Genomic DNA, 22,994 nt, shown 5'->3' with positions numbered 1-22,994 from the left:
CCCTCACCACCGAATGGTCGCGGCGGCAACCGGATTCGCGTTCACCTCGTCGGCGATCACCCGGCCGTCCCGCATCCGCACCACCCGATCGGCGATGCCCGCGGCGACCTCGTTGTGGGTGACCATGACGACCCCGCGCCCGGCGCGGCTGGTCCGCTGCAGCAGTTCGAGCACGCCGCGCCCGGTCGCCACGTCGAGCGCACCGGTCGGCTCGTCGGCCAGCAACAGGTCCGGATCGGTGGCCAGGGCTCGCGCGATCGAGACCCGTTGCTGCTGACCGCCCGACAGCTGGGCGGGAAAGTGATCGGCGCGATCGGCCAGTCCGACCGACGACAGCGCCTCGGCCGCCCGGTGGCGGTCGCCGCGCCCGGTCAGTTCGACGATGACCTCGACGTTCTCCCGGGCGGTCAGGGTGGGGATCAGATTGAAGAACTGGAAGACGAAACCTACATGGTCACGCCGGAATTCGCCGAGCGTCGCCGGAGCGCGCCCCGAGATGTCCTGTCCCGCCACCGTGATCGAGCCACTGTCGGCGGCCTCGATGCCGCCGATCACGTTGAGCAGTGTGGTCTTTCCCGAGCCGCTGGCTCCGAGAACGGCCACCAGCTCACCGGGCCGGATATCGAGCTCGACCTCGGTCAGCGCGCGCACGGCGGCCTCGCCGCTGCCATAGGTCTTGTTCACCCCGCGCAGGGTGATCCCGCCCCGTCGCCGGGTGTCAGTCGCCGGGGCCGCCTTCACCTGCTTGCTCATCGGATTTCCCCTCGCTCGTTCGAGTTTCGTTCAGCCCGCTACGCGCAGCAGGGGTCCCGTCACATCCACCGCCCCCAGGCTCGGGTCGAGCAGTCGATGCAGAATCAGCCCGTCCAGCAATGCCGCCACCACCGCGGCCGTCGCCTCGGGATCCGGCACCGAGCCATTGCCGCGAAACCACCCGGCCATCGCGGCCCGGGCGTCGGCGGCCAATCGTCCGAGCTCGACGCGCAGCCGCTCGTGGCGGGTGGCGGCGAGCATCATCTCGGTCATCGCGACCGTCATCGGATCCGCGGTGGTGTAGGCGGCGATCGCGGCCAGCATGCCGCGCATCGCGTCCGGCCCGGACAAGGCCAGGACACCGGCCATCGCCGATTCGTACTCACGCTGTGCCGCCTGCACCGAGGCGTCGATCAAAAGATCTGTCACCGAGGTGAAGTGGTAGTGCACCAGTCCCGGGGCAACGCTTGCGCGGTCGGCCACCAATCGGGTGGTCACCCCGCCCCAGCCGTGCTCGGCGAGGAGTTCCACCGCCGCGGCCATCAGGCGCGCGCGGGTCTCGTGACCTTGCTCGGCCGCGGTGGCCACACCACACCTCCCATCCTGGGCAGACGCCTTGGGCGTATGCCCAAGCATGCGCCAGAAAAAGGCAGAGTGCAACTATTGCATTGTGAATCTATCCGGTAGCCTCCGGTGCTGTGATGAGCCTGACCGGCGACTGCCTGTTCTTCACCGCGATCGCCGTGGCGGTCGGGGCGGTCATCGCGACCTTGGCGGGCTGGAACGCGGTGCGGGGTCCACGGCCGGTGCGGTGGCTGGCGCGACTGCTGATGATCGGCCTGTGTCAGGTGACCGCCGTCGCGGCGGTGGGCCTGTGGGTCAACGACGATTTCGCGCTCTACAGCTCGTGGCACGATCTGCTCGGTGAGCAATCCGCCGACATTCCGGCGGGACCGGGTGCCGGCGCCGCCGATTTCCACGATCTCGGGGACCGAGTCGTCGAGGCCGACTATCGAGGCCCGCTGTCGCATCTGCGCGGGCGCGTATTGGTCTGGACGCCACCGCAATACGACCGGCCCGAGTATGGGGACTACCGGTTCCCGGTGATCATGCTGCTGCACGGTGTCCCGGGCACGCCCCGGGCCTGGATCAAGGGCGGCCACGCGACCACCGAACTCGCCGACATGATGGACAAAGGTGAACTGGCTCCGGCGATTCTGGTCATGCCCCGCGTCGATCCCGCGGGGAACACCGACTGCGCCAACATCCCCCATGGTCCGCAGACCGCGACTTGGCTGGCCCAGGACGTCCGCAATCTCGTCACAACCCATTTCCGGGCGCTCACCCAGCCGACGGGTTGGGCGATGGCCGGGGATTCGACCGGCGGCTACTGTGCCATTTCATTGCCGCTGCAATATCCGACCGGATTCGCCACCGGTCTCGGCTTCAGCCCCGACGACTTCCACGGCGATCCGGACGTGGTACCCAGCCGCACACTGCGACGGCTGAACGACCCGATTCGCTTGGCGGGCACCGGCCCTCGGGTGGCGCTGCTGGTCGCGACGAGCCGCCGCGATCCGTTCAGCACCGTCGCCAACGCACAGGCGCTGGCCGCGGCCGCGAAGGCACCCACGCAGGTCGCGCCCGCGGTGATCGCCGACGATGGTGGCCACAACTGGGGCACCTGGCGTGCGATGTACCCGAAAGCCTTCGGCTGGCTCGACAGCCAGCTCGGCCGACCTCGGAAAGACTCGGCCCCAACGGCTTTGGCGGGGGCCCAGCCCGGCTCGATCTCGTCGCCGAACTGTCAGTCAGCGGTTCGGTGCGCGGTTACGCACTGAACGTGCGCTGCGGGATGCAAGACCGAGAGCAGCCGCTCGTAGTTCACCCAGCCGATGACGGCCGTGTGATCCGGGTCGATCACCGGAAGGCCGGTGCCGCCGTGGCCGTCGAGGGCGGTGACCACGTCGTGGAAGCCGGTGTCGGCGGTGACCGGTGGCAGCATGTGGATCAGTGTGGCGACGGTGGCCGGTGGGTCGGGTGTGTCGAGGGATGCGGCGACATCGCGGGCGGATACGCAGCCGCGATAGCGGCCGCCGTCGTCGACCACCGGGAGGATTCCGCCCGGGGTTCGTTCGAGGGCTTTGGCTGCCGAGGCGAGGTCCGCGTTCTCCCAGAGTGATTCGGAGATGGGTTGTGCTACGTCGGCGGCGGTCACCGCGGCGAAGGGGTGGCGTGGGCGTTCGATGTCGATGCCGCGGCGCAGGAGTTTGCGGGTGTAGATGGTGTCGGTCGACAGGAGTTTGGAGACTCCGGTCGCCACGGCGACGGCGGCCATGAGGGGCAGGATGATGCTGTATTCACCGGTGAGCTCGAACAGGATGATCACCGCGGTGATGGGTGCCCGGGTGGAGCCGCCGAGCGCGGCGGCCATCCCGACCAGACCGTACGCGCCGGGGGATTCGGTTGCGGCGGGCAGGATTTGGTGCACGATCTCGCCGAAAGCCGTACCGGCCATCGCGCCGATGAACAGGGTGGGTGCGAAGACGCCGCCGGAACCGCCGATGCCGATGGTGAGGCTGGTGGCCACCATCTTCCCGATGAGCAGCAGCACCAGCATGCCGAGCAGGTACTTGCCTTCGACCGCGTTCTCCAGCACTGGATATCCGACGCCGTACATCTGCGGCAGCGCGATGAGCAGCCCGCCGAGCAGCAGGCCACCGACGGCGGGCCTGGCCCATTCGGGTCCGCGCCATGCCCAGTCGCAGAGGTCCTCGATCAGGTAGAGCACCTTGGAAAAGCACACGCCGATGATTCCGACCACCAGGCCCAGCAGCAGATACAGCGGGTATTCGATCGGGTTGCGGACCGCGAAGACCGGCAGGCTCAGAAACGCGGTGTCGCCGAGGACGGCTCGGCCGATCACGCTGGCGGTGACGCTGGAAAGTACTACCGCGCCGAAGGATTCGGCGGCGAAGTTGCGCAGGATGAGTTCCATGGCGAAGAACGGCCCGGCCAGCGGGGCGTTGAACGTGGCGGCGATCCCGCCCGCCGCACCGCAGGCGACCAGCAAGCGCACTCGCGGGGTGTCGAGCCGAATCAGTTGCGCGATGGTCGATCCCGTGGCCGAACCGATCTGCACGATCGGCCCCTCGCGGCCCACAGAACCGCCACCGCCGATGCACAGCGCCGAGGCCAGCGCCTTGAGCACGACCACCTGCGGTGCGATGCGCCCGCCGCGCTCGGAGACCGCGTACATCACCTCGGGTACACCGTGGCCGCGTGCTTCGGGTGCGAACCGGTAGATGATCGGCCCGTAGATGGCACCGGCCACGACGGGGGCCAGCAGCAGGAACCAGAAGCCGAGCGTCGGCCAGTGCGCGGACGCCACCCGGCCCAGTCCGGAGTAGTCGTCGTACCCGGTGAACAGCCGAGTCGCCCCGGTGATCAGGTAGCGGAAACCCACCGCCGCGAGACCGGTGGCAGCGCCGACGGCGACCGCGAGTATCAGAGTTCCGGACGAACTCTCCCGCAGCCAGCCGAGAAAGGACCTGCGTGAACCGAGCGAGATTCGGAGCCGATTCTGCGCGACTCCGTCGAGCACCAACATAATTGCAGTATGCAATAGTTGCCGTATGCACAAAAACTGGGCGTGTGAACAGACTGGTCGTCGGATCGGACGCGAGATTCGGTCGATCAGACAAGCACTGGAGCCAACGGCTCGGTAACCGGCTCGAACCGGTCCGGATCCGGATCCGGGTCTGTGCAGCCGGATCTGCGGCGGTACACCCAGTGCAGAAATCCCAGACCGATCAGGCCGAGCAGGGCGGTGGCGATCCCGATCTTCCAGCCCGGTGGTCGCCAGGACACGACCAGTTCGCCGTTCTCGGTGCCCGGTGGAATGTCCACGGCGACAAAGGTTCCGGCGATGGTGTGGAAGCCGATGTCGTGGCCGTCGAGGGTGACGCGGTAGCCGGGCCAAGCCAGGCGGGCGAACACGATCTGCCCGCCCGTCTCCGAGGTGACGTGCAGGTGGCTGTTCATGCTGTCGCGGCCGATCGGACTGATCGTGACGCCCCGGGCGTCGGCGATATAGCCGTTATGGGTCGAGATCGGGCCGTCCTCGCGTTCGAGCACCCAGATGTAGCGCTCGTGGCCGGGGTAGTCGACCCACTTCCAGCCCGGTGGGGCCGGGTGGTCGCCCGCGTCCGGATACTGGGCGCGTTGCAGCACAACGCGATCCACCTTCATCAGATCGACATAGCTTCGCCCCGTTGTGGGTTCGACGGAGAAGGCCGCGCCGAATGCGGCCGGGCAGGTGCTGCCGTCCCAGCCCATGCACAGCAGTTTGCTGAACTTCCGGTACCCGATCGGGGTGTAGGCGTTCACGTAGTTCAGGTGCATGTTCTTGGCGTAGTTGCCGAATGCCAGCGAACCCCACGCGCCGGTGATCGACTGCTCGGCGGGCGGCACCAGGGCGCGGTCGGCGAGTTGCAGTGTGACACCGTCGAAATGCGGGAAGGCGCTTGTCATGTCCGAACGCTTTTCGGGGAAGTGGTACGACATCGGCGTGGGTGACTGCACGCGCACCTGGTCGTAGGCGATGGGGAACATGGCCACGATCGCCAGCGCGCACGCCGCCGCGACGCCACGCGTGCGCGCCAGCCACACCAGCGCGGCGCTCAGCGCCGCCACCACCGCCGTGGCGACCAGATGTCGAATCACCAGATGCGGTGCCGCACAGAAGGATCGGACGAACAACAGCCCGATCAGCACGGCGGCGGCGGTACCGCGCCGCCGCCAGTCGGTGAAACTCCCATACCGGGACAGCCCGACACACACCAGCACCAGCAGCCCGACCGCGAGCATCGGCAGCACCCGCGCGGGCCAGCGCAGCGGACCGATGCGCCCGGGCCCGGCGGTCCACATGAGAAACCCCAGGGCGAACAGCGCCAGCCCGGTGTGCTCGCGCCAGGCCTGCCGCATGGCCGACCAGTCGATGAAGGCCAGCAGGGGAATCAGGAACCAGGCGATGTAGACCATGGGCAGCGGCTGCACGTATCCCCACCAACCGGTGAAGGCCGGAACCGTGCTCGGCAGACTGGCATTCAACGATTCCGACCAGCCCACGTTCAGGAAGTCCTCGTTGAGGACGCGTTCGTTGCCGCGCCATGTCACCGGTGAGGACAGCATCCCGGGTAGATAGGTTTCCAACCCGGCGAGTCCGGCGCACGCCGCCACCGCCAGCAGTCGCAGCGACGGTCGCCACGCCCGCTGATGGACGACCTCGCCGACGGCGACCGCGGCGATCATCAGCGCGGCCTCGACCGCCGGGAAGACGTACTGCACCGAGATCGCCAGGTACAGGAACACGAACACCGGGATCGGCCCGCGCGTCCAGCTCCGGGAGTCGCTGCGCACGTAGCGGATCGCGGAGGCCCACGCGTGCAGCATCCACGCGGTGCCGGTGAGCGAGGTCGCCCAGCTGGCCTCGTCGAAGAACAGAAACCAGCCCGAGAGCGGAAACGCGATGGCGGCCACCGTCGCCCACGGTGGGCGCGCCCCATAGGCGAGACAGACCCGGAACACGCCCAGTGCGGCGATGATCGAGAAGATCAGCTTCACGATCGTCACGTACAGCGCCAGATTGTCGAATTCCGGTGCGAACCAGTCGACCAGCATCTGCGGCGGGTTGTAGAGGCCCGCCTCCTCCATGGCGTAGTTGCCCGACATCCACTCCCATGGCACGAGGGCCGGGAACCGGCCCTCGTGCATATGCCGTCCCAGCATGACCCACATCGGCCCGTACTGGGATTCGGTGTCGTCGGTGTAGAAGTGGCGCGGATTCGCCGACAACACCGACGCGTACCCCGCGACCACGCCCATGACGGTGGCAAATCCCCACCGGCACACGTCTATTCGAGCTTCGAACGCCGCACGAATTCCCACGAGCCGGAGACCCTACCCGATCAAAGCATTATGCAACAGTTTCTGTGTGCTCGAGTTGAAATCGGCGCTGGATCCGCGCCGCATTGCGCGAAATCCGGGTCGACACGGCAGGATGGAGGGGGTAGATGAATGTCCGGTTGGCGGAGGTGGTCACGATGGCGAAGGATGTGGTGGTCGGCGAGTCCGCCGATGAGATCACCGATGCGCTGCTGGCCGCCTCCCGGCTGCTGGTCGCCCTCTCCGCGCGGTCCATCGCGCTGGTCGACGAGTCCATCACCATTCCGCAGTTCCGCACCCTGGTGATCCTGTCCACGCGCGGACCGTCGAAGGTCGTCACGCTCTCGAACGCGCTGAACGTCCAACCGTCCACGGCGGCACGGATGGTCGACCGTCTGGTGGCGGCCGGTCTGGTGAACCGCAAGCCGAATCCGGACTCCCGGCGTGAGCTGATCATCGAACTGACCACCCTCGGCCACCGCGTGGTCGATCAGGTGACCGACCATCGGCGGCGTGAGATCGCCGCCGTGGTCGAGCGGATGCCGGAGCGGGATCGCTCCGGCCTGGTGCGTGCGCTCACCGCGTTCACCGCCGCGGGCGGCGAACCTCATCGTGACCTGGATGTCGACAGCTATCAGCTCTGATCGAACCGACCGCCCGAATCACCCGTGGGGAGCCGGTTGTCGGGTGGACGGCGACGCGGGGTGGAGGCGGCATCGCAGGCAGATCGGCGCGGGTCCGCGCCGTAAATCCGTCATCCACTGGGAACAGCGCCGGCAGCGTGTGGCGACCGGCGGATTCAGGAAGCCGATCACGCCGATGGTGAGCATGGCGAAGGCGGCGGCCAAATAAAGCGCGGCCAAGGTGAAGGCAATAATGTCCAGCGTCATGGGCTCTCGGCTCCTCGGTAGCGAATTCATCTGTCCGCCCGAGCCCTTGGTGCGGTCGGCGTGCCGGTCGCCACACCCCTGAGGCGTATTCCGAGAGTAGCAAAAGCATGCATTGCGCAATAGTTGCGTTATGCCTCGATTTGGCATCGAACCGCGTTGTGTCGCACCGGCTGTCGCTCCCGGCCGCGGATGGTGAGCGTTAACACGACGCTCCTGGTGCGTGACTCATCCCGGCGGTGATACCCGGCTGAACGGCGACCGTCGCATATCCGCTGCTATCCGGCCCAATTCAGATCGATCGGATGCTTCTGTCGATGCCCGAACCTTGACACCGACGAGGTGTCATAGGTAACAATGTGCGCGTTAACATAGCTGGGAGCAATACATGGCCGACAAGTACGTCGTCGGTGTCGACTTCGGCACGCTGTCCGGTCGCGCCCTGGTCGTGCGGGTGCGCGACGGTGCGGAACTGGGAACGGCGGTCTGTGAATATCGGCACGGCGTGATCGAGCGCGAATTGCCCGCCACCGGTGCGCCGTTGCCGCCGGACTGGGCGCTACAGGATCCCGCGGACTACCTCGAGGTGCTGCGTGTCGCGGTGCCCGAGGCGGTGCGCAACGCGGGAGTCGACCCGAATGAGATCATCGGGATAGCAACGGATTTCACGGCATGTACGGTGCTGCCCACCACCGCGGACGGCACCCCGCTGTGCCGGCTGGAGCGGTTCGCGGACCATCCGCACGCCTACCCGAAACTGTGGAAGCATCACGCCGCGCAGGGCCAGGCCGACCGCATCACCGCGGTCGCCCACGAGCGCGGCGAACCCTGGATCGGCCGCTACGGCGGCCGGATCTCGAGTGAGTGGGAATTCGCCAAGGGCCTGCAGATCCTCGAGGAGGACCCCGAGATCTACGCCGCCGCAACCCGTTTCATCGAGGCGGCGGACTGGATCGTCTGGCAGTTGTGCGGCCGCGAGACCCGCAATGTCTGCACCGCCGGGTACAAAGGTCAGTATCAGGATGGTGCCTGGCCCTCACCCGCCTATCTCACCGCCCTGAACCCGGGCTTCGCCGATTTCGTCGGCAAGCTCGCCCATCCGCTGTCGCCGCTCGGCGGTCGTGCCGGAGGCCTGACCGAGCGGGCGGCGCGATGGACCGGCCTGCGCCCCGGGATCGCGGTCGCCGTCGGCAATGTCGACGCGCACGTGACCGCGCCCGCGGCGCAGGCCGTCGGGGACGGGCAGCTGCTCGCGGTCATGGGCACCTCCACCTGCCATGTGATGAATGCCGATCACCTCGCGCAGGTGCCGGGCATGTGCGGTGTGGTGGACGGCGGAATCATCAGCGGCAGTTGGGGTTACGAGGCCGGACAGAGCGCGGTGGGCGACATCTTCGGCTGGTTCGTGGACAACGCGGTGCCCATCGACTACGGCGATCGCGCCGCCGCCCTCGGCACCGACCTGCACACCTACCTCGGTGACCTGGCCGCGCGGCAACGCGTCGGTGAGCACGGCCTGCTCGCCCTGGACTGGCTGGGCGGCAACCGATCCGTGCTGGTCGACCACGACCTGTCGGGTGTTCTGATCGGTCTGACACTGGCCACCCGGCCCGAGGACATCTACCGCGCCCTGCTCGAGTCGACCGCCTTCGGCACCCGCACCATCATCGAGACCTTCGGCGCGGCGGGCGTTTCCGTGCGCGAGCTGATCGTGGCGGGCGGCCTGGTGAAAAACGCCCTGCTCATGCAGATCTACGCCGATGTCACCGGACTGCCGCTGTCGGTGCTGGATTCCGAGCAGGGTTGCGCGCTCGGCTCGGCCATCCATGCCGCGGTCGCCGCGGGCGCGTACCCGGATGTCCGCGCCGCGTCGGCGGCGATGGGCCGGGTGGACCGGGCCGCCTACACCCCCGACCCGGCCCGCGCGGCCGCCTATGACGCCCTCTACGCCGAATATCGCGCGCTGCACGACCATTTCGGCCGCGGCGGCACCGAGGTGCTGCACCGGCTGCGGCGCATTCGCAATTCCGCACGCCAGGAGGTAGTGACCCGATGACGACCCTCGATCTCGCCGTGGCCGGTCTGCGTGAGCAGCTGGTCGACCTGCATCGCGAACTGCTGCGCTGGAACCTGGTGGTCTGGACCGCGGGCAATGTGTCCGCCCGGGTGCCCGGCGCGGAACTGCTGGTCATCAAGCCCAGCGGCGTCTCCTACGACGACCTGACCCCGGAGTCGATGGTGGTGTGCGACTTCGACGGCAACCTGGTCGACGGCGACCTTTCCCCGTCCAGCGACACCGCCGCGCACGCCTACGTCTACCGGCACATGCCCCACATCGGCGGTGTGGCGCACACCCATTCGTCGTTCGCCAGCGCCTGGGCCGCGCGGGGCGAGCCGATTCCGTGCGTGCTCACCGCCATGGCCGACGAGTTCGGCGGGGAGATCCCGGTGGGTCCGTTCGCCCTGATCGGCGGTGACGCCATCGGCCGCGGCGTCGTGGACACCCTTGCCGGACAACGATCCCCGGCCGTGCTGATGCGCAACCACGGCGTGTTCACCATCGGTGCCGATGCCCGCGCGGCGCTCAAGGCCGCCGTCATGTGCGAGGACGTGGCCCGCACCGCGCACCTGGCCCACGAGATCGGCCAGCCGATTCCGATCCCGCAGGCGGACGTGGACAGCCTGCACGACCGCTACCGCAACGTGTACGGCCAGCGCTGAATGCGCCACCGCGCCAACCGTTCTGATGAAGGAGTTACCCCTGTGACCGCACCCCAGGCACCGGCCGACGCGGCCGTGACCCGCAAGCCCCGCATCGGTCTGCTCGGCATCATGCAGGCGCTCTACGACGACATGATCCCGGGCATCACCGAACGCCAGGCCGGGTACGCCGAGGCGATCGCCGACCAGCTCGCCGATATCGCCGACTGGCGGGTCGGCCGCCCGGTGAAGGACCGCGCCGACGCCGAATCGGTCATGCGCGAGTTCGTCAATGCCGACCTCGACGGCGTCATGGTGGTCCTGTTGACCTACGGCCCCGCCATGCGCGTGGCCCGGCTGTTCAACGAGAACCGAATGCCGGTGCTGCTGGCCAATATTCAGCCCGAGCCCGCCGTCACCGCGGCCTGGGACATGGCCGATATGACCTACAACCAGGGCATCCACGGCGCGCAGGACACCGCCAACGCCATGGTCCGCGCCGACCGCCCGTTCGAGGTCCTCACCGACGACTGGCGCAGCGACCGTTTCCGCGACGAGGTGGACCGCTGGGCCCGCGCGGCCCGCGCCGTCACCGCCTGGAAGTCGTTGAAGGTGGGCGTCTTCGGCTACGCCATGAACGATATGGGCGACATCCGCGTCGACGAGAACGCCCTGCTGCGGGCACTGGGCCCCGAGATCAGCTACCTCGCACCCGGCGACCTCTACCGCGGCACCCGCGACGTCCCCGACGACGCCGTGAAGGCCCTCATCGACTGGGAGAACACGCATTTCGCGGTCGACGAGGCGCTCACCGATCTCGAACGCGAGGACCACGCCCGCATGCAGATCGCCATCGAGGCCATCCTCTCCGACCGCGGCTACGGCGCGTATTCGACCCACTTCGACGCCATCGGCGAGGACGGCCGCTTCCGGCGACTGCCCCTGGCCGCCGCCTCGAGCCTGATGGCCAAGGGCTTCGGCTACGGCGCGGAGGGCGATGCCCTGGCCGCCGCCATGGTCTACGCCGGACACCAACTCATCGGCGACGGGCATTTCACCGAGATGTACGCCATGGACTTCCCGTCGGACTCGATCCTGATGAGCCATATGGGCGAGGGCAATTGGCGCATCGCCCGCACGGACGAACCGGTGCGGCTCATCCACCGCGAACTCGGCATCGGCAAACTCGACGCCCCGCCGACCTTCCTGTTCCGCTACCGCCCCGGCCCGGCCACCCTGGCCTGCCTGGTCTCCCTCGGTGACGAACGCTTCCGCCTGGTCGTCGCCGAGGGCGAGGTCCTGGACGCGCCGCCGCTGCCGCAATTGGAGATGCCCTACGGCCAATTCCGCCCCGACACCGGCGTGCGCGCCTGCATGGACGGCTGGCTCGCCGCGGGCGGCCCGCACCACCAGGTGCTCAATCTCGGTCGGCACGCCGCGGATTGGCGCGTGTTCTGCCGCCTGTCCGGCATCGAATTCGTCCAGGTCTGATCAAGGAGCCAGCACATGACCGGAATCAATCGCCGCGACTTCTTCGCCGTCGCGGGCGGATCACTCGCCCTCCTGGCGGCCGCGTGTTCGGTGGACAGCGGCAGTTCGACCTCGGGCGGCAAGGGCGGCGGGCGCATCGGCATCGCCATGCCCACCAAGTCCTCCGAGCGCTGGGTGGCCGACGGGAACAATATCGTCAACCAGTTCAAGGATCTCGGCTACACCACCGACCTGCAGTACGCCGAAGACGTCATCGAGACCCAGGTCTCGCAGGTCGAGAACATGCTCACCCAGGGCGCGAAGGCGCTGGTGATCGCGGCCATCGACAACAAGTCGCTGACCGGGGTGCTCGCGCAGGCCAAACAGAACAAGGTCGCGGTCATCGCCTACGACCGGCTCATTCGCGACACCGCCAATGTCGACTACTACGCGACCTTCGACAACTTCAAAGTCGGTGTGCTGCAGGCGAGTTACATTACCGACCATCTCGGGCTCAAAGACGGCAAGGGGCCGTTCAATATCGAGCTGTTCGCCGGTTCGCCCGACGACAACAACACCTACTTCTTCTTCAACGGCGCGATGTCGGTGCTGAAACCGCACATCGACGCGGGCAAGCTGGTGGTGCGCTCCGGGCAGACCAATGTCGACCAGGTCACCACGCTGCGCTGGGACGGCGCGACCGCGCAGTCCCGCATGGAGAATCTGCTCTCGGCGCACTACGCCGCCGCGAATGTCGACGCGGTGCTCTCGCCGTACGACGGGCTGTCGATCGGAATCCTGTCCGCGCTCAAGGCCGTCGGCTACGGGGGCGCCAAGAAGATGCCGATCGTCACCGGCCAGGACGCGGAGCGGGCATCGGTGAAATCGATCATCGCGGGGGAGCAGACCCAGACGGTGTTCAAGGACACCCGTGAACTGGCCAAGCGCGCCGTGCAGATGACCCACGCCATCCTCACCGGCGGCACCCCGGAAACCAATGACACCTCCTCCTACGACAACGGTGCGAAGAAGGTGCCCGCGTATCTGCTGCAACCGGTTTCGGTGGACAAGTCCAACTACCGGGCCGCGCTCATCGACACCGGATACTACACCGACAAGGACCTGCAATAGCGGCCGGGAAGGAGCGGGCGATGTCGGCCAATATTCTCGAAATGCGCTCCATAACAATGGAATTCCCGGGCGTGAAGGCCCTCGACGAGGTCGACTTCTCCGTCGCCCGCGGCGAGATCCACGCCCTGGTCGGCGAGAACGGCGCGGGCAAATCGACCCTGATGAAGGTGCTGTCGGGGGTCTATCCGCACGGCTCCTACAGTGGGCGAATCCTGGTGGACGGCGCCGAGATGGCCTTCAAGGACATCCGGCACAGCGAGGCCGCGGGCATCGCCATCATCCACCAGGAGCTCGCGCTGGTGCCGCAGCTGTCCATCGCCGAGAACATCTTCCTCGGCAACGAGCGCACCCGCGCCGGCATCCTCGACTGGCAGGAGACCAACCGGCAGGCCATGGCGCTCATGGAGCGGGTCGGACTGATCGAGGACCCCGAAACCCTGGTCGCCACCCTCGGTGTCGGCAAACAGCAACTCGTGGAGATCGCCAAGGCACTGGCCAAACAGGTCCGCCTACTGATCCTCGACGAGCCCACCGCCGCCCTCAACCAGGCCGACAGCGACAGCCTGCTGGCCCTGCTGCGGGAGCTGCGCGCCCAGGAGATCACCTCGATTCTTATCTCGCACAAGCTGAACGAGGTGCTCGAGGTCGCCGACACCATCACCGTGCTGCGTGACGGGCACACCATCGAGACCCTCGAGGTGGACGGCACCGTCACCGAGGACCGGATCATCAAGGGCATGGTGGGCCGCGATCTGGACCACCGCTTCCCGCCGCGACCGGACTCGGCGATCGGGGAGGTGTTCTTCGACATCGAGGACTGGAACGTCGATCACCCCACCATCGCCGGCCGGCAGGTGGTGCGGGACGCGTCGCTGCGGGTGCGACGCGGTGAGATCGTCGGGCTGGCCGGGCTCATGGGCGCGGGCCGCACCGAGCTGGCCATGAGCGTGTTCGGGCACTCCTACGGCCGCAATATTCGCGGCACCGTCCGCAAAGACGGTGCGCCGGTGCCGGTTTCGACGGTGCCACAGGCCATCGACGCTGGCATCGCCTACGTGTCCGAGGACCGCAAACAGCTCGGGTTGATCCTCGACGAGGACATTCGCCGCAACCTCACCCTCGCCAATCTGGCGGCGGTGTCGCGCAACGCGGTGATCGACACCCACGCCGAGGTGGCCGCGGCCGAGGAGCTGCGCACCCGTCTCACGGTGAAAGCGCCCACGGTGTTCGCCAAGGTCGGCACCCTCTCGGGTGGCAACCAGCAGAAGGTGGTGCTGGGCAAATGGATCTTCACCCAACCCGACCTGCTCATTCTCGACGAGCCCACGCGCGGCATCGACGTGGGCGCGAAATACGAGATCTACCTGATCATTCGAGAACTCGCGGCGGAAGGCAAAGGCGTGCTGGTGATCTCGTCGGAACTGCCGGAACTGCTGGGCCTGTGCGACCGGATCTACGCCATGAGCCAGGGCCGCATCACCGGTGAACTGGCCGCCGCCGACGCCACCCAGGAGGCACTCATGCGATTGATGACCCGCGGCGCGAGCCCGGTGGAGGTGAGCCAGGAATGACCCTGCTCGACAAACTGAAGGACGGCGCGAACGCCGAGGCCATTGTCGCCAATGCCGCGGCGCAGGACCGGGGCGGTGTGCTGGACAGCGTGCGAAACGCCTTGCGCGGCAATGTCCGTCAATACGGCATGATCGTCGCCCTGGTGGCGATCACGCTGCTGTTCCAGGGCCTCACCACGGCCCGGCTCAGCGACGGCGTGAGCCTGCTGACGCCGCTCAATGTCACGAATGTGATCCTGCAGAACGGCTACATCCTGGTGCTGGCCATCGGCATGATGCTGGTGATCATCAACGGGCACATCGATCTGTCCGTCGGTTCGGTGTGCGCCCTGGTCGGCGCGCTCACCGGCATCGCCATCGCGCACTGGCACTGGCCGTGGCCGGTCGTGGTGGTGGCGGGACTGGCGCTGGGCGCGATCATCGGTGTGTGGCAAGGGTATTGGATCGCCTACGTCAAGATCCCGGCGTTCATCGTGACCCTGGGCGGCATGCTGCTGTTCCGCGGACTCGCGCAGCTGGTGCTGCAGGGACAGTCGATCGGGCCCTTCCCGCAGGGCTTCGTGAGCATCGCGGCGGGCTATCTGCCCAACTGGCTGCCGATTCACGCCCTGGTCTTCGACGGCTTCCGGCACGGTGTCGTGGTGCGGCTGAAAACCGGTGAGCTGCACGGCCTCACGCTGCTGCTGGCGGTCGCGGCCATTGCCGCGCTGGTGTGGACGCAGCTGCGGATGCGACGGCGACGCCGCTCGTACGGCCTGCCCGCCGGGCCGCGCGCGGTGTTCGTGGCCAAGCTGGTGGCGCTGGGCGCGGTGATCGGGGCATCCGGATTCGTGCTGGCGTCCTACAACGGCCTGCCGGTCATCGGACTGATTCTGGTGGTGCTCATCGTCGTGTACTCGTTCGTCATGAACCGCACGGTGATCGGTCGCCGCATCTACGCCGTCGGCGGCAACGAGAAGGCCGCCGCGCTGTCGGGAGTCAACACCCGCCGCAACACCTTCTGGGTCTTCGTGAACATGGGTGTGCTCGCGGCGCTGGCGGGCATCATCTTCGCCGCGCGCCTCGGCGCGGCCACCCCCAAGGCCGGGCAGAACTTCGAATTGGACGCCATCGCGGCGGCATTCGTGGGCGGCGCGTCGGCCAGCGGCGGCATCGGCACCGTGGTCGGAGCCATTGTCGGCGCGCTGGTCATGGGCGTGATGAACAACGGCATGTCCATGCTCGGCGTGGGCAGCGACTGGCAGTTGGTGATCAAGGGACTGGTATTGCTCGCGGCGGTGGCCTTCGACGTCTATAACAAGAAGCGCGCCGCGGCGTGAGACCGGAGGACCGATTGCCTTGAGCCAGCCCGACATTCTGACCTTGGAAACCGCCGACGTCCGACTGCGGCTCGCGCCAGGGCGCGGGGGAGTGATCACCGGCCTGGAGATCGGCGGACGCGAGCTCCTGCGGCAGGGCGACCGATATGGCTGCTTTCCCATGGCACCGTGGTGCGGTCGCCTCGCCGAGGGGCACTTGGTCACCGACGCGGGCACCTATCAGCTGCCGCGCAATGCCGCGCCCCACGCCATCCACGGCACGGTTCGCGACAACGCGTGGAAGGTGACGGAACAGACCAATACCGCTGCGACCCTGGTGCAGTCGCTCACGGAGCCCTGGCCGTTCCCCGGACGGGTCACCCAGCGATTCGCGCTCACCGCGGACGGGCTCACACTGGGATTCGTCGTGGAGGCCGACGCGGATCCCTTTCCCGCGCAAGCCGGATGGCATCCCTGGTTCAAGCGCTCCCTCGATCCGGACGGGGAGCCCGTCCGGATCGACTTCACCCCGAGCTGGCAGGAATTGCGCGGGCCCGACTATCTGCCGACCGGCGAGCGGATCGAGCCGCGACCCGGCCCCTGGGACGACTGCTTCGGCACGCCCGACGGGGTGCGGGTCGCACTGAACTGGCCGGGGCAGCTGCGGCTGACCGTGCGCAGCCCCGAACAGTGGGTGGTCGTCTACGACATGGAGCCCGAAGCGGTCTGCGTCGAGCCGCAATCGGGGCCGCCCAATGGATTGAACACCATGCCCCGGCTGGTCACGCCGGAATCCCCGCTCACGGTCGAGGCCAGCTGGAGCTGGGAGCGTTTCTGACACCGGTGCGCCTAGGCTGATTGCGGCGCACCGGTATTCGGCCTACCGTGAGCGCGGTGCGCCGGTGCTGTCGCGCACGACCAGGGTGGGTACCACCTGCGGAGAATCCGTGCGCGTCCCGTCGGATTCGATGAGCCCCAGCAGCATTCGCATACTGCGGCGGCCGACCTCGTCGAAATCCTGCCGCACCGTGGTCAGGGGAGGAGACAGGTAGGCGGCTTCGGGGATGTCGTCGAAGCCGACCACGGAGATGTCCTCCGGCACCCGCAGCCCGCGTTCGGCGAAGGCGCGCAACAAACCCAGCGCCATCTGGTCATTGGCCGCGAAGACCGCGGTCACGCCGGGCTGCGCGGCCAACACCGGACCCGCCTCGTAACCGGACCGCGCGCTCCAGTCCCCGGCAATGATCGGCGGCACCGACGCGCCCGCTGCCTGCAGGGTCTGCCGCCACCCATCGACGCGATCGCGGGATTCGAGCCAGCCGTTGGGACCCGAGATGTGCCAAACGGTTTCGTGGCCCAGATCCAGCAGATGCTGGACCGCCAGTCGCGCGCCTTCGACCTGGTCCACCGACGCCGAGGGCAGTCCGGCGTCCGGCCCGGCCTCCACCGCGACCGCGGGCAGCATGGCGGGCAGGCTGTGCAGCGCCGCCGCCGCGACCATCAGCGGGGCGATGATGATGACGCCGTCGACCCCCTGATCGGCCAAAGTGCCCACGGCGTCGAGGACTTCGGCGCGATCGGCGCGCTGCAGGGTCACGATGCTGACCCCGTAGTGGGCCGCCCGCGCCGCCCGTTCGATGCCGAGCAGCATGGACGCCGGACCGTAGAGGACGGTGTCGAAGGTGACCACCCCCAACACCTTCGAGCGACGGCTCACCAGGCCGCGAGCCATGGCATTGGGCCGGTAGCCGAGTTCCTCGACCGCGCGCAGCACCCGCTCGCGGGTCTCGGGCCGCACCCGCGGACTGTCGTTGAGCACCCGGGACACCGTCTGATGAGAGACCCCGGCCCGCTTGGCCACATCGATCATGACCGCGGGTCGAGCGGGCTGCGCGGCAGCACCGTCGGCGAGCTTGTCGTTGTCCCTCACATCCGCACCTTTCGGCTGTCTCGGCCGGTCCGCTTCAGGGTACGGGGTTCGATTCGACCCTTGACGGCGTCCATGTGAGCGTTAACACTATCAGGACCTCCCCCCTCATCAACTGTTCGTCGCAAGGGAGACACCTCGTGTACAAGAGGCTTGTCATCGTCGCCAGCGCTCTTATTCTCACCGCCGCCGCGGTGTCCGGCTGCGGAAGCGGATCCGGTGGTGGTGGCACCACCCTCGGCTTCTCTCAGGTCGGAGCCGAGAGCGGGTGGCGCACCGCCAACACCCAATCCATCCAGGACTCCGCCAAGGAGGCCGGCATCAACCTGAAATTCGCTGACGCGCAACAGAAGCAGGAAAATCAGATCAAGGCCATCCGGTCGTTCATCCAGCAGCACGTGGATGTCATCGCGTTCTCCCCGGTGGTCGAATCCGGGTGGGACACCGTGCTGAAGGAGGCCAAGGACGCCAAGATCCCGGTCATCCTCACCGATCGCGCCGTCGACTCCAAGGACCCCACGCTGTACTCCACCTTCCTCGGCTCGGACTTCGTCGAGGAGGGAAAGAAGGCCGCGCAGTGGGTGATCGACGCCTACAAGGGCTCGAATGAGACCGTTAACATCGCCGAGTTGCAGGGCACCACGGGTTCGGCCCCGGCCATCGACCGCAAGAAGGGCTTCTCGGATCTCATCGCGGCCGATCCCAAGTTCAAGATCGTGGCCTCGCAGACCGGTGATTTCACCCGCGCCAAGGGCAAGGAGGTCATGCAGGCGTTCCTGGCCTCGCATCAGAAGATCGATCTGCTCTTCGCCCACAACGACGATATGGCGCTGGGCGCGATCCAGGCCATCGAGGAGGCGGGGCTCAAGCCGGGTAAGGACATCAAGATCGTGTCCATCGACGGTGTGCACGACGCGTTGCAGGCCCTGGTCGACGGCAAGGAAAACTATGTCGTCGAGTGCAATCCGCTGCTCGGACCCCAACTGATGGACCTGGTCAAGAAGGTCAAGGCGGGGCAGCCGGTGGATCACCGGATCGTCACCACCGAAACCACCTTCGGCCCCGAGCAGGCCGCCGCGGCGCTGCCGAACCGCAAGTACTGAGGCGCAAGCGATGTCGGACCCCAAGACCGCACCGCTGCTGTCGATGACCGGCATCGGCAAGCGATTCGGCGCGGTCACCGCGCTGACGGCGGTGGACCTGCGACTGTTCCCCGGGGAGATCCACGCCCTGGTCGGGGAGAACGGCGCGGGCAAATCCACGCTCATCAAGGTGCTCACCGGAATTCACCCCGCCGATGCCGGAACCATCCGCTTCGACGGGCAGCCGGTGCGCTTCACCGGGCCGCAGCAGGCCCAGCGCGCCGGGGTGAGCACCGTCTACCAAGAGGTCAACCTGTGCCCGAACCTCTCGGTGGCGGAGAACATCTACATCGGCAGGGAACCGCGCCGGGCCGGGCTGGTGCGGTTCCGGGCCATGCGGCGCTCGGCGGCCGCGCTGGTCGAGCGGATGGGGTTGGACGTGGATGTCGCCGCGCCGCTCGGATCGTATTCGCTGGCGGTGCAACAGCTCATCGCCATCGTGCGGGCCGTCGACCTGGACGCGCGGGTGCTGGTGCTCGACGAACCCACCTCCTCCCTGGACGCCGACGAGGCCGGGCAACTGTTCGCGCTCATGCGCCGCCTGGCCACCGACGGTGTGGCCATCCTGTTCGTCACCCACTTCCTGGATCAGATCTTCGCCCTGTGCGATCGGGCGACGGTGCTGCGCAATGGAACCCTGGTGGGGGAGTACGCGGTCGCCGAACTGACCCACAAGACCCTCGTCGCGCGCATGCTCGGCAGCGCGGCCGAAACCCTCGAGGAAATCGAGCAGGAGAGCGCACAGCACGACGGGCCGCAGACGCGCGCGGCCGAATCCGCGCCGCTGCTCACCGCGACCGGGGTGAGCGGGCGGCGAAACTCGGTCGCGCCCTTCGATTTGACGGTGCGCGCCGGCGAGGTGGTCGGCCTGGCCGGACTGCTCGGGTCCGGGCGCTCCGAGGCCGTCCGGCTGCTGTTCGGGGCCGACCGCGCGGCCACGGGCAGCGTGACGGTGACCGGCGCGAGCGGCCCGGTACGGTCACCGCGCGCGGCGGTCGCGCACGGGCTCGCGTTCTGCCCCGAGGATCGCAAGACACAGGGGTTGATCCTCGAACTGTCGGTGGCGGAGAACATCCTGCTCGCCGCGCAGGCCGCCCGGGGCTGGGCGCGGCCCATCCCGGCCCGCACCAGAGCCGAATGGGTGTCGAAATACATTGCCGCCCTGCGTATCACACCCGCCGACCCGAACCTGCCGGTCAAGTCGCTCTCGGGCGGGAATCAGCAGAAGGTGCTGTTGGCGCGCTGGCTGGTGACCCAGCCGCGGCTGCTGATTCTCGACGAGCCCACCCGCGGCATCGATATCGGGGCCAAGACCGAGATCCAGCGTCTGGTGCTGTCGCTGTCCGAGGAAGGAATGGCCGTGCTGTTCATCTCCGCCGAGCTCGAGGAGGTGCTGCGCCTGTCCCACAAGGTCGAGGTGCTGCGCGACCGCCGACTCGTCGCCGAACTGGCCAATGACGAGACGTTGACCGTGGACCGTCTCATGGAAACCATTGCGAGCGGAACGATCTCATGAGAACGCGGCTTTCGGAGCTGATTCGCCATCGGCTGGTGTGGCCGGTGGTCGCGCTGGTGGTGCTGCTGGCCGTGGATGTCGTCCACACCCCGGGGTTCCTGGCCGTGCGCATGCAGGACGGCCACCTCTACGGCGGGCCGATCGACATTCTGCGCTACGGCGCGCCGCTGGTGCTGATCTCGGTGGGGATGACCCTGGTCATCGCGACCCGGGGGATCGATCTGTCGGTGGGCGCGGTGGTGGCCATCGCCGGGGCGCTGGCCTGCCTGCGCATTCAGAAGTTGACCGATCCGAGTGCGATCGGCGGCGTCCTGGTGGCCGTCGCCATCGCGCTCGCGGTCGCAGTGGCGCTGGGCCTGTGGAACGGAATCCTGGTGGCGGGCTTCCGCATTCAACCCATCGTCGCGACGCTCATCCTCATGGTGGCCGGGCGCGGCCTGGCCCAGCTGATCACCCAGGGACAGATCATCACGGTCAACAGCGGTCCCTATCACGTGATCGGCGGCGGCTTCCTGCTCGCGCTGCCGGTGCCCGTGCTGATCGCGGCGGCGGTCACCGTATTGGTGGCATTGCTGTTGCGCCGCACCGCCCTCGGACTGCTGCTGGAGTCGGTCGGCGGCAATGCCGAGGCCGCGCGGCTGGTGGGCATCCGGGCGGGCGGGCTGATCGCCGGGGTGTACGTCGTGTGCGCCTGCTGCGCGGCGGTGGCCGGTCTCATGATCAGCTCCAATGTCTCCGCGGCCGACAGCAACAACGCCGGTCTGTGGATCGAACTCGACGCCATCCTCGCGGTCGTGCTCGGCGGCACGGCGTTGACCGGCGGACGCTTTCATCTCGGCGGAACAGTGCTGGGCGCGTTGGTGATTCAAACGCTGACCACCACCATCTACACGATCGGGGTGCCCCCCGAAACCACCCTGTTGTTCAAGGCGTTGGTCGTGATCGCCGTGTGCCTGATCCAATCCCCGGCCTTCCGGGCCAAGGTATTGCGTGCCCGACCGAACCGGCGGCATACGGCCCCCGACCTGCCCGCGACCGACCGCGTAGAACCCGCGCCCAGCCGACAGGAGGCGGTGCACCGATGAGCGCACCCACGATCACCGCGCCCGCCCGATCGGGCGCGGCACTGAAATCCCTTGCACTGCAGGGCGAGCGCTACACCCCCGTGCTCGTCACCGCGGCCTTGTTCGTGATCATGTACGGCATCGGCGTGGCACGCTATCCGGCCTTCGGCTACCCGCAGGTCTTCGTGAACCTGTTCATCGACAACGCCTTTCTGCTGGTGCTGGCGGTCGGCATGACCTTCGTGATCCTCACCGGCGGCATCGACCTGTCCGTCGGCGCGGTCCTGTCGGTGAGCACCGTGATCTCGGCCTGGTTGGTGACCACCCACCACTGGCCCGCCCCGGTCGTGATGGCGCTGATCCTGGTGGGCGGCACCGTCTTCGGCGCGGGCATGGGCGCGGTGATTCACTACTTCGAGATCCAGCCGTTCATCGTCACCCTGGCGGGCATGTTCCTCGCCCGCGGACTGTCGTATGTCATCAGCACGGACTCGATCACCATCACCGACCCCACCTACACGCGCCTGGCCCAGCAGCGCATCCATCTCGGCTCGAGCGTGTTCGTCTCGGTGAGCATGCTGGTCGCCCTGGCCGTGGTGGCGGCCGCCTTCGTGGTGCTGCACTACACCCGGCTCGGCCGCGCCGTCTACGCGCTCGGCGGCAACGAGCAGTCCGCGCTCATGATGGGACTTCCCGTGGCGCGCACCAAAATCGCCGCCTACGCCATCAGCGGCGGCTGCTCGGCGCTGGGCGGCATCCTGTTCACCTTCTACACGCTCTCGGGCTGGAGCCTGCACGCCGTCGGCATGGAACTCGACGCCATCGCCGCGGTGGTCATCGGCGGCACCCTGCTCTCCGGCGGCAGCGGATTCGTCCTCGGCTCCGTGCTCGGCGTGCTCACCCTGGGCGTCATTCAGACCATCATCAGCTTTCAGGGCACCCTGAGCTCCTGGTGGACCAGGATCGTCATCGGTGCCCTGCTGCTGGTGTTCATCCTGCTGCAGCGAGTTCTCGGCGGCCGCGCGCGAGGCCGGGGCTGAGCGCGACGGCCGCCGGGACGCGCCTCAGCTGATAGCGAATTGGCCGAGGGTCTGTAGCAATTGCGCGCTGTCGCGGTCGATCGGTGCGCCGAACTCCGACTCCCGCCCGGGCGCGAGACAGTCGTATTGGTCGTCGGTGGTGAGTTCTGCCATCGTGGTCGCGGTGACGGTGGCGATGGCGGGGACGATGAGGCGGGACTTGTCCTCGGACGGGTACGGTTCACCGAATCCGATCAGACGGAATTCGGAGCCCAGGTAGCGGGAGAACATCTCCACCGCGAGGTCTTCCAACATCTCCGCCGAACCGGCGTGCATCCCGGGCAGCGTCCAGGTGTGCCCGGCGATCAAATGAGACGTGCTCGGGCGGCGGATCAGCAGCACGCGGCCGTCGTCCTCGGACTGGACGATGCCGATGACGCTCACCGTCCCGATCATGGATTCATGGGCGTGGGAAACGATTTGACGCTGGAAGTCCGTGGTGTAGGTTCGCACGGTTTGCATGAAGTACCTTCCTTGTCGCACTGCGTACATGGGCCGAAAAGGACCTCG

Annotated in this window: 20 protein-coding genes; 13 read left to right on the top strand and 7 right to left on the bottom strand. The window is 67.7% G+C overall.

The window, feature by feature from the left end; translation table 11 throughout:
* Positions 1–3: 3 nt before the first annotated feature.
* The gene (locus VMT65_RS09455) at positions 4–753 is read right to left on the bottom strand and encodes an ABC transporter ATP-binding protein (protein ID WP_326307685.1); all 750 of its coding nucleotides are present in this window, start codon (positions 751–753) and stop codon (positions 4–6) included.
* A gap of 30 nt (positions 754–783) precedes the next feature.
* Positions 784–1,341, bottom strand: coding sequence for a TetR/AcrR family transcriptional regulator (locus tag VMT65_RS09450; RefSeq protein ID WP_326307684.1), 558 nt, complete (start codon positions 1,339–1,341; stop codon positions 784–786).
* A gap of 113 nt (positions 1,342–1,454) precedes the next feature.
* Between VMT65_RS09450 and VMT65_RS09445 the strand changes: the two genes are divergently transcribed.
* The gene (locus VMT65_RS09445; protein ID WP_326309132.1) at positions 1,455–2,594 is read left to right on the top strand and encodes an alpha/beta hydrolase; all 1,140 of its coding nucleotides are present in this window, start codon (positions 1,455–1,457) and stop codon (positions 2,592–2,594) included.
* Here the strand turns inward: VMT65_RS09445 and VMT65_RS09440 are convergent.
* Together VMT65_RS09440 and VMT65_RS09435 are read right to left on the bottom strand one after the other, a co-directional pair.
* Positions 2,561–4,363 carry a chloride channel protein gene (locus VMT65_RS09440; protein WP_326307683.1) on the bottom strand — a complete coding sequence of 601 codons (1,803 nt, stop codon included), beginning with the start codon at positions 4,361–4,363 and terminating at the stop codon, positions 2,561–2,563. The genes VMT65_RS09445 and VMT65_RS09440 overlap by 34 nt on opposite strands.
* Positions 4,364–4,449: 86 nt before the next feature.
* On the bottom strand, positions 4,450–6,639 hold the full coding sequence (locus VMT65_RS09435; protein WP_326307682.1) for a hypothetical protein: 2,190 nt from the start codon (positions 6,637–6,639) through the stop codon (positions 4,450–4,452).
* A 218-nt stretch (positions 6,640–6,857) separates the two neighbouring features.
* Here VMT65_RS09435 and VMT65_RS09430 point away from each other — a divergent pair, with 218 nt between their 5' ends.
* Positions 6,858–7,343: a MarR family winged helix-turn-helix transcriptional regulator gene (locus VMT65_RS09430; RefSeq protein ID WP_442790237.1), complete on the top strand. Its 486-nt coding sequence runs from the start codon at positions 6,858–6,860 to the stop codon at positions 7,341–7,343.
* A gap of 18 nt (positions 7,344–7,361) precedes the next feature.
* Here the strand turns inward: VMT65_RS09430 and VMT65_RS09425 are convergent, their stop codons facing one another.
* Positions 7,362–7,589 carry a hypothetical protein gene (locus VMT65_RS09425; protein ID WP_326307680.1) on the bottom strand — a complete coding sequence of 76 codons (228 nt, stop codon included), beginning with the start codon at positions 7,587–7,589 and terminating at the stop codon, positions 7,362–7,364.
* A 385-nt stretch (positions 7,590–7,974) separates the two neighbouring features.
* On the opposite strand from VMT65_RS09425, the gene araB reads away from it, so the two are divergent.
* From araB to VMT65_RS09390, 7 genes are read left to right on the top strand one after another with little or no spacing between them, the layout of a single operon-like run.
* Positions 7,975–9,642, top strand: coding sequence for a ribulokinase (gene araB, locus VMT65_RS09420; RefSeq protein WP_326307679.1), 1,668 nt, complete (start codon positions 7,975–7,977; stop codon positions 9,640–9,642).
* Complete coding sequence (locus VMT65_RS09415) at positions 9,639–10,307, top strand: L-ribulose-5-phosphate 4-epimerase (protein WP_326307678.1); 669 nt, start codon at positions 9,639–9,641, stop codon at positions 10,305–10,307. Before araB ends, VMT65_RS09415 begins: the two co-directional genes overlap by 4 nt.
* Positions 10,308–10,349: 42 nt before the next feature.
* Positions 10,350–11,777: an L-fucose/L-arabinose isomerase family protein gene (locus VMT65_RS09410; RefSeq protein ID WP_326307677.1), complete on the top strand. Its 1,428-nt coding sequence runs from the start codon at positions 10,350–10,352 to the stop codon at positions 11,775–11,777.
* A gap of 15 nt (positions 11,778–11,792) precedes the next feature.
* Positions 11,793–12,887: a multiple monosaccharide ABC transporter substrate-binding protein gene (chvE, locus tag VMT65_RS09405; protein ID WP_326307676.1), complete on the top strand. Its 1,095-nt coding sequence runs from the start codon at positions 11,793–11,795 to the stop codon at positions 12,885–12,887.
* A 20-nt stretch (positions 12,888–12,907) separates the two neighbouring features.
* Positions 12,908–14,458 (top strand): multiple monosaccharide ABC transporter ATP-binding protein, encoded by a 1,551-nt coding sequence (gene mmsA, locus VMT65_RS09400; protein WP_326307675.1) that lies wholly within the window; start codon positions 12,908–12,910, stop codon positions 14,456–14,458.
* On the top strand, positions 14,455–15,777 hold the full coding sequence (gene mmsB / locus VMT65_RS09395; RefSeq protein ID WP_326307674.1) for a multiple monosaccharide ABC transporter permease: 1,323 nt from the start codon (positions 14,455–14,457) through the stop codon (positions 15,775–15,777). The genes mmsA and mmsB overlap by 4 nt, the downstream gene beginning before the upstream one ends.
* Positions 15,778–15,796: 19 nt before the next feature.
* On the top strand, positions 15,797–16,594 hold the full coding sequence (locus tag VMT65_RS09390) for an aldose epimerase family protein (protein ID WP_326307673.1): 798 nt from the start codon (positions 15,797–15,799) through the stop codon (positions 16,592–16,594).
* Positions 16,595–16,636: 42 nt separating this feature from the next.
* Here the strand turns inward: VMT65_RS09390 and VMT65_RS09385 are convergent, their stop codons facing one another.
* Complete coding sequence (locus tag VMT65_RS09385) at positions 16,637–17,686, bottom strand: LacI family DNA-binding transcriptional regulator (RefSeq protein ID WP_326307672.1); 1,050 nt, start codon at positions 17,684–17,686, stop codon at positions 16,637–16,639.
* 137 nt (positions 17,687–17,823) lie between these two features.
* Between VMT65_RS09385 and VMT65_RS09380 the strand changes: the two genes are divergently transcribed.
* The 4 genes from VMT65_RS09380 to yjfF are packed head-to-tail and all read left to right on the top strand — an operon-like array spanning position 17,824 to position 22,445.
* Positions 17,824–18,786 carry an ABC transporter substrate-binding protein gene (locus VMT65_RS09380; RefSeq protein ID WP_326307671.1) on the top strand — a complete coding sequence of 321 codons (963 nt, stop codon included), beginning with the start codon at positions 17,824–17,826 and terminating at the stop codon, positions 18,784–18,786.
* Between the two features lie 10 nt (positions 18,787–18,796).
* The gene (locus VMT65_RS09375; RefSeq protein ID WP_326307670.1) at positions 18,797–20,341 is read left to right on the top strand and encodes a sugar ABC transporter ATP-binding protein; all 1,545 of its coding nucleotides are present in this window, start codon (positions 18,797–18,799) and stop codon (positions 20,339–20,341) included.
* Positions 20,338–21,426, top strand: coding sequence for an ABC transporter permease (locus tag VMT65_RS09370; protein WP_326307669.1), 1,089 nt, complete (start codon positions 20,338–20,340; stop codon positions 21,424–21,426). Before VMT65_RS09375 ends, VMT65_RS09370 begins: the two co-directional genes overlap by 4 nt.
* Entirely contained in the window at positions 21,423–22,445 is a 1,023-nt protein-coding gene (gene yjfF / locus VMT65_RS09365) for a galactofuranose ABC transporter, permease protein YjfF (protein ID WP_326307668.1), read from the top strand. Before VMT65_RS09370 ends, yjfF begins: the two co-directional genes overlap by 4 nt.
* A 24-nt stretch (positions 22,446–22,469) precedes the next feature.
* Here yjfF and VMT65_RS09360 read toward each other — a convergent pair whose 3' ends face one another.
* The gene (locus VMT65_RS09360) at positions 22,470–22,946 is read right to left on the bottom strand and encodes a hypothetical protein (RefSeq protein ID WP_326307667.1); all 477 of its coding nucleotides are present in this window, start codon (positions 22,944–22,946) and stop codon (positions 22,470–22,472) included.
* Positions 22,947–22,994: the final 48 nt, after the last annotated feature.

The organism is Nocardia sp. CDC153 (genome assembly GCF_035818515.1).
GTDB lineage: Bacteria > Actinomycetota > Actinomycetes > Mycobacteriales > Mycobacteriaceae > Nocardia.
Note: the sequence above shows the minus strand (reverse complement) of the source record. Positions and strands in the feature narration are given on the sequence as shown.

Excerpts from the sequence above, each read along its gene's own strand:
- chvE (WP_326307676.1), top strand. The coding sequence starts at position 11,793 with ATGACCGGAATCAATCGCCGCGACTTCTTCGCCGTCGCGGGCGGATCA.
- mmsA (WP_326307675.1), top strand. The coding sequence starts at position 12,908 with ATGTCGGCCAATATTCTCGAAATGCGCTCCATAACAATGGAATTCCCG.
- VMT65_RS09375 (WP_326307670.1), top strand. The coding sequence starts at position 18,797 with ATGTCGGACCCCAAGACCGCACCGCTGCTGTCGATGACCGGCATCGGC.
- VMT65_RS09445 (WP_326309132.1), top strand. The coding sequence starts at position 1,455 with ATGAGCCTGACCGGCGACTGCCTGTTCTTCACCGCGATCGCCGTGGCG.
- VMT65_RS09370 (WP_326307669.1), top strand. The coding sequence starts at position 20,338 with ATGAGAACGCGGCTTTCGGAGCTGATTCGCCATCGGCTGGTGTGGCCG.
- VMT65_RS09435 (WP_326307682.1), bottom strand. The coding sequence starts at position 6,639 with ATGGGCGTGGTCGCGGGGTACGCGTCGGTGTTGTCGGCGAATCCGCGC.
- yjfF (WP_326307668.1), top strand. The coding sequence starts at position 21,423 with ATGAGCGCACCCACGATCACCGCGCCCGCCCGATCGGGCGCGGCACTG.
- araB (WP_326307679.1), top strand. The coding sequence starts at position 7,975 with ATGGCCGACAAGTACGTCGTCGGTGTCGACTTCGGCACGCTGTCCGGT.
- VMT65_RS09455 (WP_326307685.1), bottom strand. The coding sequence starts at position 753 with ATGAGCAAGCAGGTGAAGGCGGCCCCGGCGACTGACACCCGGCGACGG.
- VMT65_RS09425 (WP_326307680.1), bottom strand. The coding sequence starts at position 7,589 with ATGACGCTGGACATTATTGCCTTCACCTTGGCCGCGCTTTATTTGGCC.
- VMT65_RS09415 (WP_326307678.1), top strand. The coding sequence starts at position 9,639 with ATGACGACCCTCGATCTCGCCGTGGCCGGTCTGCGTGAGCAGCTGGTC.
- VMT65_RS09440 (WP_326307683.1), bottom strand. The coding sequence starts at position 4,363 with ATGTTGGTGCTCGACGGAGTCGCGCAGAATCGGCTCCGAATCTCGCTC.
- VMT65_RS09360 (WP_326307667.1), bottom strand. The coding sequence starts at position 22,946 with ATGCAAACCGTGCGAACCTACACCACGGACTTCCAGCGTCAAATCGTT.
- mmsB (WP_326307674.1), top strand. The coding sequence starts at position 14,455 with ATGACCCTGCTCGACAAACTGAAGGACGGCGCGAACGCCGAGGCCATT.
- VMT65_RS09430 (WP_442790237.1), top strand. The coding sequence starts at position 6,858 with ATGGCGAAGGATGTGGTGGTCGGCGAGTCCGCCGATGAGATCACCGAT.